The 19,455-nt window shown below is 27.1% G+C and carries 18 protein-coding genes; 14 read left to right on the top strand and 4 right to left on the bottom strand.

The features are described from left to right. Nucleotide 1 precedes the first annotated feature (1 nt). The 8 genes from pgsA to LT335_RS00365 all read left to right on the top strand — a co-directional run bounded on the left by pgsA (nucleotide 2) and on the right by LT335_RS00365 (nucleotide 8,943). Nucleotides 2-631: a CDP-diacylglycerol--glycerol-3-phosphate 3-phosphatidyltransferase gene (pgsA, locus tag LT335_RS04435; protein WP_249727766.1), complete on the top strand. Its 630-nt coding sequence runs from the start codon at nucleotides 2-4 to the stop codon at nucleotides 629-631. Between the two features lie 24 nt (nucleotides 632-655). Continuing rightward, nucleotides 656-877, top strand: a complete 222-nt coding sequence (locus LT335_RS00395) for a hypothetical protein (protein ID WP_249727765.1) — start codon at nucleotides 656-658, stop codon at nucleotides 875-877. Continuing rightward, nucleotides 870-1,676 carry an SDR family NAD(P)-dependent oxidoreductase gene (locus tag LT335_RS00390; RefSeq protein WP_249727763.1) on the top strand — a complete coding sequence of 269 codons (807 nt, stop codon included), beginning with the start codon at nucleotides 870-872 and terminating at the stop codon, nucleotides 1,674-1,676. Before LT335_RS00395 ends, LT335_RS00390 begins: the two co-directional genes overlap by 8 nt. Nucleotides 1,677-1,728: 52 nt before the next feature. Then, a complete protein-coding gene (locus tag LT335_RS00385; protein ID WP_249727762.1) occupies nucleotides 1,729-2,025 on the top strand; it encodes a hypothetical protein in 297 nt (98 codons plus the stop codon). A 107-nt stretch (nucleotides 2,026-2,132) separates the two neighbouring features. Beyond that, nucleotides 2,133-2,678 (top strand): ribosome recycling factor, encoded by a 546-nt coding sequence (gene frr / locus LT335_RS00380; RefSeq protein WP_249727760.1) that lies wholly within the window; start codon nucleotides 2,133-2,135, stop codon nucleotides 2,676-2,678. Nucleotides 2,679-2,700: 22 nt separating this feature from the next. After that, nucleotides 2,701-3,708 (top strand): phosphatidate cytidylyltransferase, encoded by a 1,008-nt coding sequence (locus LT335_RS00375; protein WP_249727759.1) that lies wholly within the window; start codon nucleotides 2,701-2,703, stop codon nucleotides 3,706-3,708. Between the two features lie 94 nt (nucleotides 3,709-3,802). Beyond that, a complete protein-coding gene (locus tag LT335_RS00370) occupies nucleotides 3,803-8,107 on the top strand; it encodes a PolC-type DNA polymerase III (RefSeq protein ID WP_249727757.1) in 4,305 nt (1,434 codons plus the stop codon). Nucleotides 8,108-8,160: 53 nt separating this feature from the next. Further along, the gene (locus LT335_RS00365) at nucleotides 8,161-8,943 is read left to right on the top strand and encodes a Pr6Pr family membrane protein (protein ID WP_249727755.1); all 783 of its coding nucleotides are present in this window, start codon (nucleotides 8,161-8,163) and stop codon (nucleotides 8,941-8,943) included. Between the two features lie 433 nt (nucleotides 8,944-9,376). Here LT335_RS00365 and LT335_RS00360 read toward each other — a convergent pair whose 3' ends face one another. The 4 genes from LT335_RS00360 to LT335_RS00345 all read right to left on the bottom strand — a co-directional run bounded on the left by LT335_RS00360 (nucleotide 9,377) and on the right by LT335_RS00345 (nucleotide 12,802). Beyond that, entirely contained in the window at nucleotides 9,377-9,637 is a 261-nt protein-coding gene (locus tag LT335_RS00360; RefSeq protein ID WP_249727754.1) for a hypothetical protein, read from the bottom strand. A gap of 193 nt (nucleotides 9,638-9,830) precedes the next feature. Then, nucleotides 9,831-11,903, bottom strand: coding sequence for an autotransporter outer membrane beta-barrel domain-containing protein (locus LT335_RS00355; RefSeq protein ID WP_249727753.1), 2,073 nt, complete (start codon nucleotides 11,901-11,903; stop codon nucleotides 9,831-9,833). A 185-nt stretch (nucleotides 11,904-12,088) separates the two neighbouring features. Beyond that, complete coding sequence (locus tag LT335_RS00350; RefSeq protein ID WP_249727751.1) at nucleotides 12,089-12,400, bottom strand: single-stranded DNA-binding protein; 312 nt, start codon at nucleotides 12,398-12,400, stop codon at nucleotides 12,089-12,091. A gap of 78 nt (nucleotides 12,401-12,478) precedes the next feature. Then, on the bottom strand, nucleotides 12,479-12,802 hold the full coding sequence (locus tag LT335_RS00345; protein ID WP_249727749.1) for a holo-ACP synthase: 324 nt from the start codon (nucleotides 12,800-12,802) through the stop codon (nucleotides 12,479-12,481). Nucleotides 12,803-12,906: 104 nt separating this feature from the next. Here LT335_RS00345 and rnhC point away from each other — a divergent pair, with 104 nt between their 5' ends. The 6 genes from rnhC to LT335_RS00315 all read left to right on the top strand — a co-directional run bounded on the left by rnhC (nucleotide 12,907) and on the right by LT335_RS00315 (nucleotide 19,434). Beyond that, complete coding sequence (rnhC, locus tag LT335_RS00340; protein WP_249727737.1) at nucleotides 12,907-13,785, top strand: ribonuclease HIII; 879 nt, start codon at nucleotides 12,907-12,909, stop codon at nucleotides 13,783-13,785. A gap of 134 nt (nucleotides 13,786-13,919) precedes the next feature. After that, complete coding sequence (locus tag LT335_RS00335) at nucleotides 13,920-15,119, top strand: arginine deiminase (protein ID WP_249727735.1); 1,200 nt, start codon at nucleotides 13,920-13,922, stop codon at nucleotides 15,117-15,119. 18 nt (nucleotides 15,120-15,137) lie between these two features. Next, nucleotides 15,138-16,136 (top strand): ornithine carbamoyltransferase, encoded by a 999-nt coding sequence (gene argF / locus LT335_RS00330; RefSeq protein WP_249727733.1) that lies wholly within the window; start codon nucleotides 15,138-15,140, stop codon nucleotides 16,134-16,136. A 30-nt stretch (nucleotides 16,137-16,166) separates the two neighbouring features. Next, entirely contained in the window at nucleotides 16,167-17,723 is a 1,557-nt protein-coding gene (locus LT335_RS00325) for a YfcC family protein (RefSeq protein ID WP_249727732.1), read from the top strand. 39 nt (nucleotides 17,724-17,762) lie between these two features. After that, nucleotides 17,763-18,695, top strand: a complete 933-nt coding sequence (arcC, locus tag LT335_RS00320; protein ID WP_249727730.1) for a carbamate kinase — start codon at nucleotides 17,763-17,765, stop codon at nucleotides 18,693-18,695. 142 nt (nucleotides 18,696-18,837) lie between these two features. Next, on the top strand, nucleotides 18,838-19,434 hold the full coding sequence (locus LT335_RS00315; RefSeq protein WP_249727727.1) for an SAV1803-related protein: 597 nt from the start codon (nucleotides 18,838-18,840) through the stop codon (nucleotides 19,432-19,434). Nucleotides 19,435-19,455 lie beyond the last annotated feature (21 nt).

Below are 19,455 nucleotides of genomic sequence, written 5' to 3'. Positions count from 1 at the left end.
AATGAATTTACCAAATGCCATTTCTTTAGTTAGAATTATTTTAGTTCCAGTAATAATTGTTTTGATGTTAATCAATTGAAGTCAAGCATTAGTAATTAATAATTATCATTTAACAATTGCTTGATTAATTGCTGGAGTACTTTTTATTGTTGCATCTTTATCTGATTTTTTAGATGGATATTTAGCAAGAAGGTTAAATAAAGTAACAACTTTTGGTAAATTTTTTGATGCAATTGCTGATAAGTTTTTAACTAGTGCTGTTTTAATTGTTATGAGTTATGTTGGTATTGTGCCAATTTGAATTACTTTAGTTTTAATCTTACGAGATTTTTTAATGGATGCTTTAAGACAAATTTTAGCGACTAAAAATGTTGTTTTAGCAGCAAATTGATATGGAAAATGAAAAACTGCTTTTCAAATGATTGGTTTAACAATTTTATTTTTTGTTAGTTATCAAAGTTTTAATGGTAATGCTTCTGGTATAGGTCGCTATGATCAGTATGGTTTAATTAATCAATTGCTTTTAATTCCAATGTATATTGCAACACTTTTAAGTCTTTATAGTGCGATTGTTTATCTTGCAATGAATTATAAATATTTAATAACAAAATCTTCTGTTACTAAAAAATAAGAAAATTATTGAGGTTATTTAATAATGAAAAGAAATCATAGGAAAAAAGAAAAAGATTATGTACCTTTTTGATGAGTTTTTATTATCTTGTTAATTGAATTTTTTTCAGGCGGTGGTTCGATTGACCAAGATGGGTATATTGATCGATATCGTGAGCAAAGAAGAACATGAAAAAAAGAAAAAAGATTAGCAAAGCAAGAAAGAAAATTTGCAAAAATAGCAAAGAAACAAAATAATCATGAGTAAAAAAAAGCAAATTTTAAACCAATGAGCAATTGTCACAGGTGCTTCAACCGGAATTGGTTATTGTTACTGTCAATTATTATTAGCAAAAGGTTATCATCTTTTAGGAGTATCAAGGAATGCTCAAGGGATTTTAAAGTTAAAAAAAACTTATCCTAATTTACAAATTAAAGCTTATGATTTAGATTTATCAGATGCAGAAAATGTTTATAAATTATATAATTTAACTAAAAAGTTAAATGTCACAATTGTTATTAATAATGCTGGTTATGGTGTTAGTGGTGAATTTAAAAATACTAATTTAACATCAGAATTAAATATGTTAAATTTAAATATTAATGCTTTACATATTTTGACAAAACTTTTTACTGAAAGATTTTTAAAATATAATTATGGTCGGATTATTAATATTGCTTCAATTGCTGCTTTTCAACCTGGACCACTTTTTTCTAGTTATTATGCTTCAAAAGCATATGTTTTAAATTTATCTGTTGCAGTTAATTATGAATTAAGAAGAGCAAAAAGCAAAGTTCGAGTAATTACAATTTGTCCAGGGCCATTAAAAACTAATTTTTGAAAGCGTTCGCATGGTGATAATTCAAAGGCATATCAATCAAAAATTCCAATGATGAAAGTTGATAAATTTGCTCAGAAATCATTGCGTAAAGCGTTAAAAGCAAAAAAGAAAAATTATATTTTAATTGGTTTATCAAATAAATTAGTTTTATTTATTTATAAATTAATTCCTAAAAATGTTGTTTTAAGTTTTATTTATAAATATCAAACTAATCGTAATAAATAAAAAATTAAATGATATAATAGTTTATAAAAAAATTAGCAAAGGAAAAAACATTATGATAAAGCCATTAACAAGAGTAGGTTCTATTTTAATATTAATCATTTTTTTACTTGAATCACTTTTAATTATTCCATTACTTTGAACAATTCCAGCATTTAATAGAATTTCTAAAATTTCAAATGGCATTGCAACAGAAGAAGATAAACTTTTTCTTGCAGTTCTGGGAATTATTTTTGGTTTCTTTTTAGGAATTGTTGGTGGAATTTTAATTTTAGTTGATTATGTAACAAACGATAAAATAATTGTTTCTTATCAAGAAAATAATCAATATGATAACAATGAACAAATTTAAATCTTTTAATAAAAATCTTGATTAGACTAATCAAGATTTTATTTTATTTTTATTAGAATTATCTATATAATATTTATATTAATCAAAAGATAATAAAGGAGCAAAATATGGATGCATTAATTTTAGAAACAACGAATTGTATGGATAAAATAATTCAAAATTATGAAAAAGAAATTAGTAAAATTAGAACAGGAAGGGCAAATCCTGATATTTTAGATCATGTTAAAATTAGTGCTTATGGAAATTTTGAACCATTAAAATCAGTTGCTCAAATTAAAGTTCCAGAAGCAAGACAATTATTAATTAAACCTTATGACCCTAATTCAATTAAAGTAATTGTTGAAGCTTTAAATCATTCTGGTTTAAATTTACAATTTACAGTTGAAAATAATAATGCGATTAGAATTACTTTTCCGGTTTTAACGGAAGATGTTAGAAAACGATTAGTACGAGACTTGGCAAAAATTACTGAAGAATTTCGTATTAAAATTCGTAATTGTCGTCGTGATGCGATTCAGAAATTGAAAACACAAAATTTGCCTGAAGATAATGAAAAAAAGTCAGAACAATCAATTCAAAAATTAACTGATGAAAAAGTTAATTTAATTAATAATATTGATAAAGATAAAGTTGCTGATTTAATGCAAATATAATTTTTTAAATTTGGAGTAAGTAATGGAAAAAATACGAAGTAAAAACAATACTAAAACAGATAAAAAAGCAAAACTGGCAAATCTAAAAAGTAGTTTAGGTAAAAGAAGTGTTACTGGTATTTTTTTAGCAATTGGTGCATTTGTTTGAATGTTTATTGGCGCTGTTTATTTGACAGATTTGTTTGGTAATCATCCAATCTGAGCTGCTTATACTTTTATGGCTCTTAATACAGTTTTATTAATGATGGGAATATATGAAATTGTTAATTTAAGAAAGAGTCTAGGCTGAAATCTTTGAATTAAAATTTTAGTATTTGTTATGGCATTTATTTTATTTTGAATGCCTTTAGGCAATGAAACATTTGGACCTTATGTTTATAATTCGCATTGATTTCATTTTTGAGTTACTTTAATTGTTTGAATATTTTTTATTTTACTTTTTGTTGTTATTAGATTTTCTGTTAAAGGATTTACTAATAATGATTTAGCTTTTGTTTTATTTTGAACTTTTTATTTAGTATTTGTTTTTAAAGGAATTAATTTTTTAATGTTATATCAAGATGGATTTCAACAATTAGGTTGACCAACTTTTGTTTATTTATGAATAATTGTTTTAAGTAATGATATTTTTGCTTATTTAGGTGGATCATTATGGGGTAAACATTATATGGCACCAAGAATATCACCAAAGAAAACTTGAGAAGGTGCAATTAGTGGTTTTGCTTTTGGTGTTGTTTTAAGTATGACTGCTATTGCATTAATGTTAGAACTAGGTAATTTTAATCCTTTGCCAATTTATGAAGGAACAATTGGTAAAGCGCCAATCTATCTTGCTTATTTTGGATTATCTTGCTTTTTAAGTTTTTTAAGTCAAATTGGTGATTTAATGTTTTCATTATTAAAACGAAATCACAATGTTAAAGATTTTTCTAATATCTTTCCTGGGCATGGTGGGTTATTAGATCGTTTAGATGGTTTTTCATTAGTTGTTTTATTTACATTTATTTTGACAGTCTTAATATTTACTTAATTTTTAAAGAAGATTTTTATAACTATTACAATCAAAGATATTTTAATTTAAGGTAAAATGATTTTAAAGAAATAATTAAAAAGAAGGTTTAAGTATGATTTCAAAAGAATTAACAAATTTTTTTCAAGCGATTGATTTTCGAGAACATTGATCGTATTTTGCTAATAGTAAGTGTAAAGTACAATATTCTCACAATAATCAACAGGGAATTATTAATTTATTAATTGCAAAATTTTTACCAGTTGAAGTTTTAAAAACTTTAGAAGAAAAAGTTGCCAAAGCAAATCCTAATTTAATTTTAAATTTTCAAGTTTTAGAAACCAAAATTGATTTTGAATTAATTAAGCAATATTTTGAGTATATTAAAGTTTATAAATTAAAATTACTTGCTGGAATTTTTGCTGATTTACCTTTTTCTGTTTTTACTTATAATGATAATGATTTAATTATTAGAGTTCGTACTATTACTGAAACAAAATTGATTGATAAAGAACTTTCAAAATTTCATTATTATTTTTCTCATTATGGTTTTAAAAATTTAAAAATTAAAGTTAATTCTGATGATTCAATTCCAGAATTTAGTAATTTAGAAAAAGAACGAGCTGAAGAATTAACAAAAGTAAAAGTTAGTCCTATTAGTAGTAATGCTAGTCCTAAAAAAAGTTATTCTCCTAGAAGTTATAATAAAGTTGATTTAACTAAAGCTACTGATACTCATAAAATTACTGAAATTGTTAATGATGAAGATGTTATTATTACAGGTACTGTTTTTAAAATTACAAAGTTTTTTACAAAAAATAAAAAGTGATTTTATAATTTTTTAATTACTGATTTTGAACAAGCACTTGCTGTTAAAGCATTTTTAAGTTCACCTAGGTTAGAAAATTTAGTTACAGAAATAAAAGTAAATGATACGATTAAAATTTCTGGTCAAGCACGATATGATAGTTTTACTAAAGAACAAATAGTATGGGTAAATGACTTAATGGTTGTACCAGCAATTTTGAAATTACCAATTGATGAAGCAAAAGAAAAACGAGTAGAATTTCATCTTCATACTAAAATGAGTGCAATGGATGGTGTTACTAGTGCCAGTGATTACATTAAAGCGGCTGGACAATGAGGTCATAAGGCAATTGCTTTTACTGACCATTTAAATTTACAAGCTTATCCAGAAATTGCTCTTGCAGCAAAAAAATATCCAAAACTTAAGGTAATTTATGGCGTAGAAATGGAATTAGTTCCTGAATTGCAACTAATTCAAAATGCAACTAAAGATCAAATTGATGATGTTGAATACTTAGTGTTTGACTTAGAAACAACAGGTCTTTCGGTTAATTTCCATGAAATTATTGAATTTGGATATGTTGTCATTAAAAATGGTGAAATAGTTGAACAAAATACAATTTTAATTAAACCAGAAACACTAGTTGGCAAACATATTGAAGAACTTACTAATATTACTAATGAAATGTTAATCGGAAAACCAAGTTTAAAAGAAGTGATTTTTGATATTAAAACAATTGTTGGTAACAGAGTTTTAGTTGCACACAATGCTAATTTTGATATTGGCTTTTTAAAGGTAGCGTTTCAAAAGTTTGATTTGCCAGTTTTAACTAATCCTGTAATTGATACATTACAATTATCACGAATTTTAAAACCAGGTTTAAAGTCTTATCGTTTAGGGAAAGTTTGTACTGTTTATAGTGTTAAATATGATGGCGAAACAGCGCACAGAGCCGACTATGATGCTAATGTTTTGGCACAAGTATTTTTAAAAATGCTCAAGAATATTAAAGAAGAAAAAAATATTTTCATGCTAGAAGCAATTAATCAATTAATCGATGAAAACATTACTAATAAAATTCGTGGTGAACATATTACTGTTTATGCTAAAAATCAAACTGGAATTAAAAATCTTTATCAATTAGTTTCAGAGTCACATACAACTTATTTTTATAATAGTCCAAAAATTACTAAGGCTGCATTAGACAAGTATCGTGATTCGTTATTAATTGGTAGTGCTTGTGTTAATGGTGCAACTTTTGAACTTGCAATGAATAAGTCATTACCAGAGTTAATAGAAAAAATGAAGTGATTTGATTTTATTGAAGTGCAACCACCAAGTGTTTATCAGCATTTAATAGTAAGAAATAATATTACTGAACAACAATTACATCAAACTATTAAAAAAATTATTGCTGCAGCAAAAGATTTAAAAAAATTAGTTATTGCTACTAGTGATGTTCATTATTTATATCGCTATCAAAAAGTATTTCGTAAAGTTATTATTAATAATAAAGCAATTGGTGGTGTAATGCACCCATTGTATGATTATAAAAAACAAGATTTAGAATATCCAGATCAGCACCTAAGAACAACTAATGAAATGATTAGTGAATTTAATTTTCTAAATGATGGAAAGTTAGTTGATGAAATTGTTGTAAAAAATCCTAATTTATTAGCAGAAAAATTTGAACAAGTTATAGCATTAAAATCTGGATTATTTACTCCAGAAATTGTTGATGTTGATAAAAATTTACGAGAGTTATGCTTTAACAAGGCATGAGAATTATATGGTAATCCATTACCAGAAGTAATTGAAGCGCGCTTAAAGCAAGAATTAGATGCTATTATTACTCATGGTTTTGCTGTTGTTTATTGAATTGCTCATAAGTTAGTTGCTAAATCATTAGCAGATGGTTATTTAGTTGGTTCTCGCGGTTCAGTTGGTTCTTCTTTAGTAGCAACTTTAGCTAATATTACCGAAGTTAATCCATTGAAACCACATTATTTATGTTTAAAATGTCATTATTGTGAATTTGTTATTGCTGGTGATATTAAATGTGGATATGATCTACCTGAAAAACTATGTCCTAATTGTCATATTGAATTACACCAAGATGGTCATGATATTCCATTTGAAACTTTCTTAGGTTTTGATGGCGATAAAGTACCAGATATTGATTTAAATTTTTCTGGTGAATATCAGTTGAAAGCTCATGATTTTACAAAAGAAATGTTTGGTGAAAATAATGTTTTTCGTGCTGGAACGATTTCTACAGTTGCACAGCGAACAGCTTATGGATTTACTAAGAATTTTATTGATCAAACAGGATTTAATGCCAGAAATGCCACAGTTGATTGATTAAGTGAAGGTTGTGTTGGAATTAAAAGAACGACAGGACAACATCCAGGAGGAATTATTGTTGTTCCAAAAAAATATCAAATTACTGATTTTACACCAATTAATTATCCTGCTGATGATACTAATTCGACTTGAAAGACTACCCATTTTGATTTTGAAGCAATTCATGATAATCTTTTGAAATTAGATATTTTAGGTCATGTTGACCCAACAGCTTTAAAAATGCTCCATGATTTAACAAAGATTGATCCTAAAACTATTCCTAATAATGATGCTAAAGTTTTATCATTATTTTCAAATTTATCAGCTTTAGCAATTACTAGTGCTGACTTGAATGGTGAAACTACAGGAGCAATTGGCATTCCTGAGTTTGGTACTGGATTTGTTAGAAAAATGCTTTTAGCAACTAAACCAAATTCTTTTGCCCAGTTAGTCCAAATTTCTGGATTATCACACGGAACTGATGTTTGATTAAACAATGCTGAAGAATTAATTGCAAAACAAGGGTTAAGTTTAAAAGATGTAATTGGTTGTCGTGATGATATTATGACTTATTTAGTTGCTCAAAATTTACCATCTAAAATTGCATTTAGTATTATGGAAGATGTTCGTAAAGGTAAAGGATTAAAACCTGAGTATGAAAAATTAATGCAACAACATCATGTTCCGCAATGATATATTGAGTCTTGTAAAAAGATTAAATATATGTTTCCAAAAGCACATGCGACTGCTTATGTTTTAATGGCTTGAAGAGTTGCTTGATATAAGGTTTATTATCCACACGAATATTATGCTACTTACTTTACAACTAGATGTGATATTTTTGATATTACAGTAATGTCGCAAGGAAAAGCAGCAATGCTTGAAAAATTAAAAGATATTGATAAAAGATTAAAACAAGATGCGACAAAAAGATTAGTTACTCAAAAAGAAAAAGATTTAGTGCCAATGTTAGAAGTGGCTTTAGAAATGTATGCTCGTGGTATTAGTTTTAGTAATATTGATTTAGAAAATTCAGAAACTAAAACTTTTAAAGTTATTGAAAAAGATAATAAAAAATTTATTTTACCAGCCTTTATTGTTTTAGATGGTCTAGGTGAAGTTAATGCTCAGTCAATTATTGATGCAAGAAAAAACCAACAATTTAGATCATCAAATGATTTATTGGAACGAACAAATATTACTAAAACTAACTTTTCATTAATGGAAAAATTAGGGATTTTAAGTCATTTATCTGACTTAAAATCTTAAAATGTGATAAAATAATTAAGTTTATAATTTCTTATTAGGAGTAAAAAATAACAATGGTTTATAAATTTAGTAGAAGAACTACTTTTTATATTTATTTATCAGCATTAATTATGATGTTTATTTTTTTAATAGTTAATTTAGTAACAGCAATTATAATTCCTAATACTGTAGCTAAATCTTTAACTTATGGTGAAAGAATTTCTTATCATTATTCGCTTTTTACTACGCAAAGTAATTATTTAGTAATATTTTATTTTGCTTTTTACCTCTATACTTTGTATACTAATAAATCGTCACCATCATTTGTCATTCGCTTAGCTGTAACAGTTTATATTTCAATTACGATGTTAATTTTTTGAATGGGTCTTATTACTCATGCATATAAACATGAAGATTATTCTGCTTACAATTGAGTTAGTACAATTATTTTGCATTTATTTATGCCAATTATTATGATTAGTAGTTTTATTGTAACTTCAGGCAAAGAACAGATTCTTATTAATAAGTGATATCGTAAATATTTATGATTAATTGCAATTTATCCGGCATTATATTCGGTTATTAATTTAGTTCGTGGTTTAATAAGACGCTTGGATGGTAAAACAGTTGGTTTATATCCTTATTTCTTTTTTGATGTTAATCAACGATATGGTTGATTAATTGTTTCATCAGCGATTATTGTTATTTTTGGTTTAGTTTTTAGTTTACAATATCTTTATATTTGAATTAATAATTTAAGATTTAAACATTCACAAACTAAAGAAACTCGATTAGAAGTTGATTATCAAAAAACTTTAATAAAGATTGATAAAAAAGTTAAAAGAAAACAAAAATAATTTTAATTAAGAAAAAAGTGATATATGAGAAATTCATATATCACTTTTTAATAAATTTAATTTTTTAATTTGTTGCCACTACTGTAATAGTAACATTTTTTATATCATGAACTTGAAAAAAATTTCTCTTGTTCGTTATTGTCAATTATACGAAGATTAGCCGATCCGATATTATTTACAGCTGATACTTGTTCCTTCACTATTTAATTGGTCTTGAGTTGGTGTATCACATGAACTAACAATTGAAACTCGATTAATATTAAGTTTGCTTCAGTTAAAACATATTTAAATGTCACATTAATTGAACCAATAAATTTACTATTGATTCCTTCTTTAACAGGAATGGTTAATGTTTCATTTTGTAAATAATCAATTGTTTGAAAGTTAGATAGTTCAACTTGATCAGAAGTTAAATTATTTTACCAATAATATTTTATTTGTCTTTAAGAAGAGATTTAAAAGCATCATCTGCTGTCATATTTTCAATTCCATTAATAGTACTTGTATTAAGAGTATTTAAATTTATTGGTGCTATTGATGTTGTTGGATTATGTTTTGCACCTAATATTCTTACGCCAACACCTAATCCAATTACAATACTTCCTAAGGCACTAGCGTAAAGTTTTCAGTTTTTGTATAATTGTTTTTTCTTTTTTTGTCCTTCTTGTAAAAGAAGTTCATTGTTATTATCCATTTTTATCTATTTTTTCCTTTTGCTTATTTTGTAAAATGATACAACTATCCTTATTACATCATTATCGGCGGTGGTGGGGGAGTGAAGCATATTTTTTGTAAATTTTTCTTTCATTTAAAATTATTTTAATAAAAAAGTGATATATGAATTTCTCATATATCACTATTATTTTTTTAGTTTTGATTATAAGTAATTAAGCTACTGGTAATGTGAAAGTAATTACAGCTGAACCCTCAACAAAAGTGCTTGTAGTTCCTTCTGCAGCAGTAATTGTTGCTCCTTGATGAATTGAATTATTGTCAAGGGTAATAATAGCAGCTGTTTTAAGTACTGGTTCAACAACTGAACCAAATGAATCTCATTGTTCTCCTAAAATATCTTTTGTAATTACAAGAATTTGGTCAAGAATTGCATTTTTAATTTCAGTATCAGTTGAAGCAGTAGTTACTCCTTCTAAAGTAAAGTTTTTATTATCATCATTAACAAGTGAACCAATCTGAATTGGTAGACTTGCAAAAAGGTCACAACTCATTGTTAAGTTAGATGAATATTCTTTTGAATTAAACTCAAAGTTAATTTTAGCATCATATGTTCGCACTTTATTTAAATCACTATCTAATAATTCATGATTATCAATTGTAATAGAAGTGAATTTAAATACTCCCATTTCAAAGCCTTTAGCAATGCCTAAACTTGTTTCTTTTAATGTGTCAAAAATAAAGTTGTTAGTAATTGATTTACTAATATCAGCTGCTTTATCTTTAGTTAAACGATATGAAATTTGATATGTTGCATTTTCAATTGCATTTTCAATTGCATTTTCATCAACATTTTTAGTTGTGATTGTTAAGTTAGTTGTACCAGCAATTTTTTCTTTACCACCATATTGATAATTAATTTTAGTAGTAAGTGTTGTTGCTGTTGTTAAGTCACTATTTGCTAAGGCATGATTGTCTTCGACAACAATAATGTTAGAAAAACTAAATGAATTAGAATCAAATGAAGTTGCAATATTATCAGTATCAGTTAATTTTGCTTTAATAAATTCACCATTAATTTGATTAATAATGTTTTGTGCTGTATCACCAACATAAGCTTCAACAGTGTATGATAATGAATCAATGGCATTAACAATTTGTTGATCACTAGCATTAATTGTAATCGTTAAGGTAATATTTTGATCTTTAACTGAACCATAATCGTAGTTAACTTTAGTAGTAAGTGTTGTTGCTGTTGTTAAGTCACTATTTGCTAAGGCATGATTGTCTGTGCCGACAGTAATGCTATTAAGTTGGAATGATTCAGAGTTAAAGGAATTTTGTATGTCTTCACTTAATGAACTTTTAATAAAACTAGCATTGATTTTTGCACTTACAGTTGTTGCTTCATCACCGGCAGTAACTGTTGTTAATGTATATTCAGTACTATTGATTGCATTAGTAATTTCTGCATCTGTAAGATTAACTTTGAATGTTAGAGTAGTTGCTTGGTTAGCAATTGTGTCGTAACTATAATTGATTTTAGCGTTGATTGTTCCAGCTGTTGTTAAGTCACTATCTGCTAAGGCATGATTGTCTGTGCCGACAGTAATGCTATTAAGTTGGAATGATTCAGATTTAAATGCGGTTGCATTGTTACCAGTTAATTTTGCTTTAATGAAATCAGCATTAATTTGATCAGTAATACTTTTTGCTGCTTCGTTGACAGTAACTGCTGAAACAGTATATGTTATATCATTAATTGCATTTACAACTTGTTGTTGTTCAGTAACTGCGATAGTAATTGTTAAAATTGTTGTTTGATTTTTAATTGAATCGTAGTTGTAGTTAATTTTAGCGTTGATTGTTCCAGCTGTTGTTAAGTCACTATCTGCTAAGGCATGATTGTCTTCGCCGACAGTAATGCTATTAAGTTGGAATGATTCAGCTTTAAATACGGTTGCATTGTTACCAGTTAATTTTGTTTTAATAAAGTCGCCAGTAATTTGTTCAGTAATACTTGCTGCTGTTGCTGGATTAGTAGTATTTGCTGTTAGTGTATATGCAGTTGTTGTATTGTTAATTGCATTAACGATTTGTTGTTCTGGACTTGTAGTGTTATGAGAACTATTTGAAACTCCTAATCCTACTCCTAAACCAACAGCTAAACCAACAGTGATAACTCCTAATGCCGTAGCATAAATTTTTCAATTTTTATATAATAACTTTTTTTCCTGTTTTTGCTCTTCTTCAATTGGAAGAATTTCTTTTGTTAGGTCTTTTGCCATTTTCTTACTCTCCTTTTTGTTTTTTACTTTTTAAGTATTATAGCATTTTTTACAAAAAATAGGATGGAATGATTTATTAAAATAACTTTGATAAATAAAATACATCTCATTTTCGTTACTACAAACTTTTTCTTTTTGCCTGTATTAACTAAGTGAGATGCATTTCTAATGAAATTTTTTATTTTTTATTCAATATAAGTTAATTTATCAGCAATGATTTCAGTATAATGAAAATCATTAGTTTTATTACTAAAAGTTTGAATTCGACCTTTAATCGCAATAATGATTCCTGATTTTAATAATTCTTTAATTTCTTGGCAATTGGCTAATCAAGTTTTAATCGTAATGTAATCAATTTCATATTCATTTTGGCGATTTTTAAATGGTCGTTCAACTGCCATAATAAATTTTGCCCATTTTGCTGGCATTTGTTCTTTTGTTGGAACAATTTCAGGTTCTGAAACTAAGCGACCAACAAGAATTACATTATTAATCATTTTCTTTTCCCTCCTTAGTTTAGATTATAGAAAAGAAAATTAATAAATAAGTAATATTATTGTCTTTATGTATAAAAATTAGAAAATAACAGCAATGGCAATAACATTAGTTTGATTATGTGATAATGATAAGCTAATTTGATAATCTTTAATTTTTACTGTTGGTTGGCCATATTTATTTTTAGTAATATTAATTTCACTAAAAACTAAATGCTCGAAAGGAAGAGCTTTAAAGATTGCTTCTTTCAATGCTCATCTACTAGCTAAAAATTGTTTTTTTCCAACTTCACTTTGTAAACGTTGCAATTGAATTGCTTCTTCTTCACTTAAGTATCGTTCAATTAATTTTGCTTTCAATTGCATTCGATTAATTTCAATAATGTCAATACCAACATTTTTCATTTAGTAATTCTCCTTAATTGTTTTTAAATCTGGGGAAATAATAATTTTTCTTGTGCTTTTATTATATAATAAAAATATCAAAGTGCGATAAGGAGTAAATGATAATGGTTTTTTATTTGGAAAAAGAAGAAAAAGCTAAAATAATTAATCATTACCTTCCTTATGAAGTTAATAATAAAAATGTTCATGTTGAAAAAGTTTATAAATATAATAATTTAACAATTAGTTTGTACCATAATAAAGTTTTATTTCAGGGGCCTTTAGAAGAAATTGTTCGTGAATATCGTGATTACTGATATATTTTTGATGAAAAAGAAAAATCTATTATTGGCAATGATGAAGTTGGAACTGGTGATTATTTTGGCCCAATTGTTATTACTAGTTGTTATATAAGTTCAGCAATGTTGGAAAAATTACGATTATTGAATGTTAAAGATTCAAAAACATTGAATGATAAGACAATTTATCCTTTAGCTAATCAAATTATGAAAATTGTTACTTTTGAATCAGTTATTATTAATAATCGCAAGTATAATCAATGAATTGCTGAAGGTTATAATGCTAATGTCATAAAAGCTTGAGGTCACAATCAAGTTTTAGTAAAAATGTTACAACATAAAAATCAGTATAAAAAAATTGTTATTGATCAATTTGTTGATCGCAAGTTATACTATCAATATTTAGAAAATATGGCAGCAAATAAAAATAAGATTATTCAAGATAATGTTTTTTTTACGATTAAAGCAGAAAATAAATTTCTTGCTGTTGCTTGTAGTGCTATTATTAGTCGTTATTTATTTTTGGAAGAAATTAAAAAAATATCAATTGAGTTAGAAGTTCGGATTCCTTTAGGAGCAGGTGCTGAAGTTGATAAATTTTTTGTCCAACACCAAGATCTTTTTGATAAAGACATTAAGAAATTTTTACTTCGTCATACAAAATATCATTTTGCGAATACTAAGAAAATATTAAAAAAAATATAATTATTTTATAATAAGCATTTTTCACTATCTTTTTTTTAAAACCATTAAAATTAATATGTAAAAGATTTATTTTTTATTTCTATATTTGTGTGTTATATAGAAGTTAGGAAAAGAAAATTGAGGAGTGAAAATATATGAGTAATCCAATTAATGTTTTTTCAGAGATTGGTAAGTTAAAGTCAGTTTTAATTCATCGACCAGGACAAGAACTTGAAAATTTAACACCAGATTTATTAGAAAGATTACTATTTGATGAAATTCCATATCAAAAAGTTGCTGCTGAAGAACATGATGCTTTTAAAGCTCACTTGGAAGCAAATGGTGTTGAAGTTTTATATATTGAAGAATTAGTAGCAAAAACATTAGATGAAAATCCACAATGAAGAGATGATTTTATTAATCGCTTTATTAAAGAAGCAAAAATAAATAAAAAATATCGTGAGAAATATCGTACTTTTATTAGCAAGAAAAAGAATTTAGATATGGTTAAAACGATGATTGCTGGTACTAAAAAGTATGATTTAAAAATTAAAAATAGTAATGGTGATCCTTTTATTACTGAACCTTTGCCAAATATTCTTTTCCAAAGAGATCCATTTGCTAGTATTGGTAATGGAGCAACAATTCATAAAATGTGAGCTGAAACAAGAAATCGCGAAACCCTTTTTTGTGATTTTGTTTTAAGAGATAATAGTCGTTTTGCTAATCAAATAACATTTTATTATACTCGTAAAGACCGTCATAGTATTGAAGGTGGCGATATTATGGTTTTAAATAAAACAACTTTAGTTATTGGTCTTTCACAAAGAACAGAAATGAAAGCAATTAAGAAAGTAGCAAAGCGAATTTTTAACGATCCTAAAGCAACTTTTGAAAAAATTGCTATTCTTGATTTACCAAAAGCTCGTGCTTTTATGCATTTAGATACTGTCTTTACTAATATTGATTATGATAAATTTATTGTTCATCCATTAATTTTTGACTATATTGATCAATTCAAAATTTGAGAAATAACAAAAGATGATGGTAAAAAAAGAGTTAAAAAGAATTTACAAGTATATTTAGAAGAATTAGTTGGTAAGAAAGTAAAATTAATTAAATGTGGTGGTGATGATGAAATTGCTGCTGGAAGAGAACAATGAAATGATGGAACAAATGTTATTACCCTTGCTCCAGGTAAAGTAATTGCTTATGAACGAAATTATGTAACAATTGAATTATTAAAAAAAGCAGGAGTTAAAGTTTTAACAATTCCTTCTTCAGAATTATCTCGTGGTCGCGGTGGTCCAAGATGTATGTCAATGCCATTAATTAGAGAAGAACTTGAAAAATAACACAAAAGGAGCAAAGTAATGCCAGTAAATTTAAAAGGTAGAAATTTTTTAACATTATTAGATTTTACGCCAGAAGAAATTAATTATTTATTAGAACTATCAATGAGTTTAAAAAAAGCAAAAAAAGCAAAAACTGAAACACAAAGAATGCGTAATAAAAATGTTGTCCTGATTTTTGAAAAGACTTCAACAAGAACAAGATCAGCTTTTGAAGTTGGTGCTTTTGACCAAGGTGCTCATGTTACTTACATTAGTTCTAGTGGTTCACAAATTGGAGTTAAAGAAACAATTGCTGATACAGCAAGAGTTTTAGGAAGAATGTATGATGGCATTGAATTCCGTGGTTCAAAACATACTGATGTTGAAACATTGGCAAAATATGCTGGAGTACCAGTGTGAAATGGTTTAACTGATTCTTATCATCCAACACAAATTTTAGCTGACTTTTTAACAATTAAAGAACATGTTAATAATGATTTAAAGGGTGTTAAATTAGTATTTTTTGGTGATGCCAGAAATAATATGGGTAATTCTTTAATGATTGGTTCAGCCAAAATGGGATTACACTTTGTTGCTTGTGCTCCAAAAGCTCAATGACCTGATCCTAATTTAGTAAAGAAATGTCAAGAAATTGCTAAATCAACTGGAGCAAAAATTGAATTGAATGAAAAGCCATTGTTAGCAGCAAAAAATGCTGATGTTCTTTATACTGATGTTTGAGTATCAATGGGAGAACCTGAAAGTGTTTGAGCAGAAAGAATTAACTTATTAAGTCCTTATCAAGTAAATAAAAAGCTTATGGATCAAGCAAAATCTAAAGCAATTTTCTTACATTGTTTACCAGCTTATCATAATAAAGATACTAAGATTGGTAAAGAAATGGGTGATAAATTTAATCGTAACGACTTTGAAGTTACTGATCAAGTTTTTGAATCAAAACAATCAAAAGTTTTTGATCAAGCTGAAAATCGTTTACATACTATTAAAGCGGTAATGGTTGCAACAATCGGTGATTAATTAATAAATTACTAATGTGAAAGGTGTAGTATGACGGCGACAGAAGCTAAACAAACTGAAATCAAAAATCCAAAACAACCAAAAAAAAAGTCGTTTAAATTTAAAATGCTTTCGGCATTTTCAATTTTATTGATTATTATTTTCATTTTGATTGTTGTTTCATGAATTTTAAATGGGATTGGAATTACAACAACTCATAAAAATATTGATGCTAATACTTCAGAGACAGTCAAAATTGGTGCTGCTGGAATTGTTGATTTATTTTGAGTTCCAATTCAAGGATTTATTAATAAATCCGATATTATTATTTTCATTTTAGCGCTTGGTGCGTTCATTAATGTTGTATTAGTTTCTAAATCATTAATTGGCTCAGCGCAAGTAATTACGAGAAAATTAAAAGGTAAGGAAATTTGAGCAATACCTTTTATTATGGTTTTCTTTTCAATTTTAGGTTCAACTGAAGGGTTAGCTGAAGAATCATTAGGATTTTATATGATTATGATTCCGTTAATGATTGCTGCTGGATTTGATAGTTTTACTGGATTAATGATAGTTTTACTTGGTGCAGGTGTTGGCGTAATGGGTTCAACTGTTAATCCATTTATTATTACTGTTGCTGTTAATGCGATTAATGGTTCTGGTTCTTTTGATATTAGTGCTGGTGATGGTATTGTTTGAAGATTAATTTGTTGATTAATCTTAACTACTGTTGTAATTGCTTTTGTTATGATTTATGCAATGAGAGTTAAAAAGAATAGTAGTGTTTCAGTTACTTTTGCTACTGCTGAAGCCGATAAAGAATATTTTTTACAAAGTGCTAATGAAGTTATTGTTATGGATTGAAGAAAGAAAACAACTTTAGCAATTTTTGGATTAACTTTACTTATTATGATTGTTTATTTAATTGGTTGAGATTCAATTTTAGGTACAACTAAATTTGAAAACGCTGGTGCCTGAATGAATAAACATATTCCTTGAATTACTGCTTTTATCCCTGGTTTTGGGGTTGGTGGTTTAGGAGATGTTGGTGGTTTCTTCTTGCTTTCAGCAGTGATTTTAGGATTTATTAATTTTCGTAGTGAAGCTGATTTTATTAATAAGTTTTTAGCCGGTGCTGCTGATATTTTAAGTGTTTGTTTAGTTATTGCTACGGCTGCAGGAATTAGTGTTATTTTAGAAAAAACTTATATGCAAGATTTAATTGTTAATGGTTTATCAAAAGTAATTACTGGTTTAAATACAATTGGTTTAATGGTAATTTTACTCTTGCTATTCTTACCATTGTCATTCTTAATACCGTCATCAAGTGGTTTTGCTACGGCAATTTTCCCAATTTTGGGACCAGTCTTAATGACAATGCCAAGTAGTGATGTTACTGGTTCAGGAGCAATTACAGCATTTTCTTTTGCGACAGGAATTATTAATTTAGTCACTCCAACATCAGGAGTAGTTATGGGTGCTTTAGCAATTGCTCGTGTTAGTTATGATAAATTATTAAAAGGAGTTTGACCATTATTATTAATTTTAACTGGTCTTGCAGTTGTTTTAATCGTAGCAGGAAGTTTAATTGGTGGTTCAATTTTCTAATTAAGCAATCAAAAAATTTAAAATTATAGGAGAGAAAATATGGCAAAAGTTGTTGTGGCACTTGGTGGTAATGCTTTGGGAAATAATCCTGAAGAGCAAAAAGAAATTGTCAAAAAAACTGCTAAATACTTAGTTGATATTGTTGAACGAGGTAATACTTTAATTATCTGTCATGGGAATGGTCCACAAGTGGGAATGATTAATTTAGGTTTTAATATTGCTAATAAAAATGATAAAAGTATTTCCGTTATGCCTTTTCCTGAGTGTGGTAGCATGTCACAAGGTTATATTGCTTATCATTTACAACAAGCAATTCAATATCAATTACAACAAAGAAAAATTAAAAAGAATGTTGCTGGAATTGTGACACAAACATTAGTTAATATTCATGATACTGCTTTTTCTAATCCAAGCAAACCAGTTGGTCCATTTTATCAAGAAGATGAAGCAGAAGCTTTAGCAAAGAAATATAATTGAACAGTAAAAAATGATGCTAATCGTGGTTGAAGAAGAGTTATTGCTTCACCACAGCCAATTGATATTATTGAAAAAGATGTTATTGCTGATTTAGTTAATCATGGTTTTATTGTCATTGCTGCTGGTGGGGGTGGTATTCCTGTAATTAAAACTAATGCCGGTTATCAAGGAATTGATGCTGTGATTGATAAAGATTTTACTAGCGAAAAACTTGCTGAAATTCTTGATGCCGATCAATTAATTATTTTAACAGCTGTTGATAAAGTAATGATTAATTATGGTAAACCAGATCAAAAAGCATTAGATAAATTAAATAGTGCCGAAGTTGATCAATATATTTCTGAAAATCAATTTGCAGCAGGTAGTATGTTGCCAAAAGTTCAAGCAGCAAAAAAGTTTATTAGTAGTAAAAAAGGTCGTAAAGCAATCATTGCTAACTTAGAAAAAGCAGCGGATGCAATTGCTGGTAAGAGTGGAACAATTTTTGGTGATTAAAATTTAATTTTAAGTTATGATTTATGATAAAAAGTTCTAGTTTTTTTAAAATCTAGAACTTTTTTACTTATAATAAATATATTAAGTTAATAAATAATTAATACGATAAACAATAAAAATGAAAAGGATTTTAAGGGGAAAAGTGACTGAGATTGAAAAGTTATTGTTGATGAATTACGATCAATGTACTAATTATCTTAAGACAAAATATGGCAATGTTCCAAAAGATTATTTTGTTAATGAAAGGTGTACTCAAAATTCAAGAGGAAATACGCGAACAAATGAAGGATTGTATCTTCATCATATTGATGAAGATAAAGCAATTTTACTTTCTACTCCAGAGTGAGCAATAAAAAATCCATTTGATTATCAAAGAGCAGATCGATTAGTTTATTGTAATTTGTTAGAACATTTAGTTTTACATATTAAGATTTTTGAATTTCCTAATCCTAATAAAAATATTATTGATGATGTTGGAGTTGGGGGTATTTATGCTTTTATTGCTCCTGAATTAAATGATATTTATTCAGGAATTAAATATAAAAGACAATGAAAACAAAAGATAACAAATGTTGTTTTACCATTAAAAGATGATTATTTTAAATGCATTAAAAAATTGGTAGATCTTAATTTTCCATATCCTTTACTTACTTCTTTTAATGAAAGATTTGGTTTATGGAGCAATGAAAAAAATCAATTATTATATGATGAGTTAAAACAAATTGGAGTTAAAAAATAAAATACTAGTTAAAGGAGAACA

It is taken from the genome of Spiroplasma attinicola, assembly GCF_023509825.1.
In the GTDB taxonomy this organism is placed as follows: domain Bacteria; phylum Bacillota_I; class Bacilli_A; order Mycoplasmatales; family VBWQ01; genus Spiroplasma_D; species Spiroplasma_D attinicola.
Note: the sequence above shows the minus strand (reverse complement) of the source record. Positions and strands in the feature narration are given on the sequence as shown.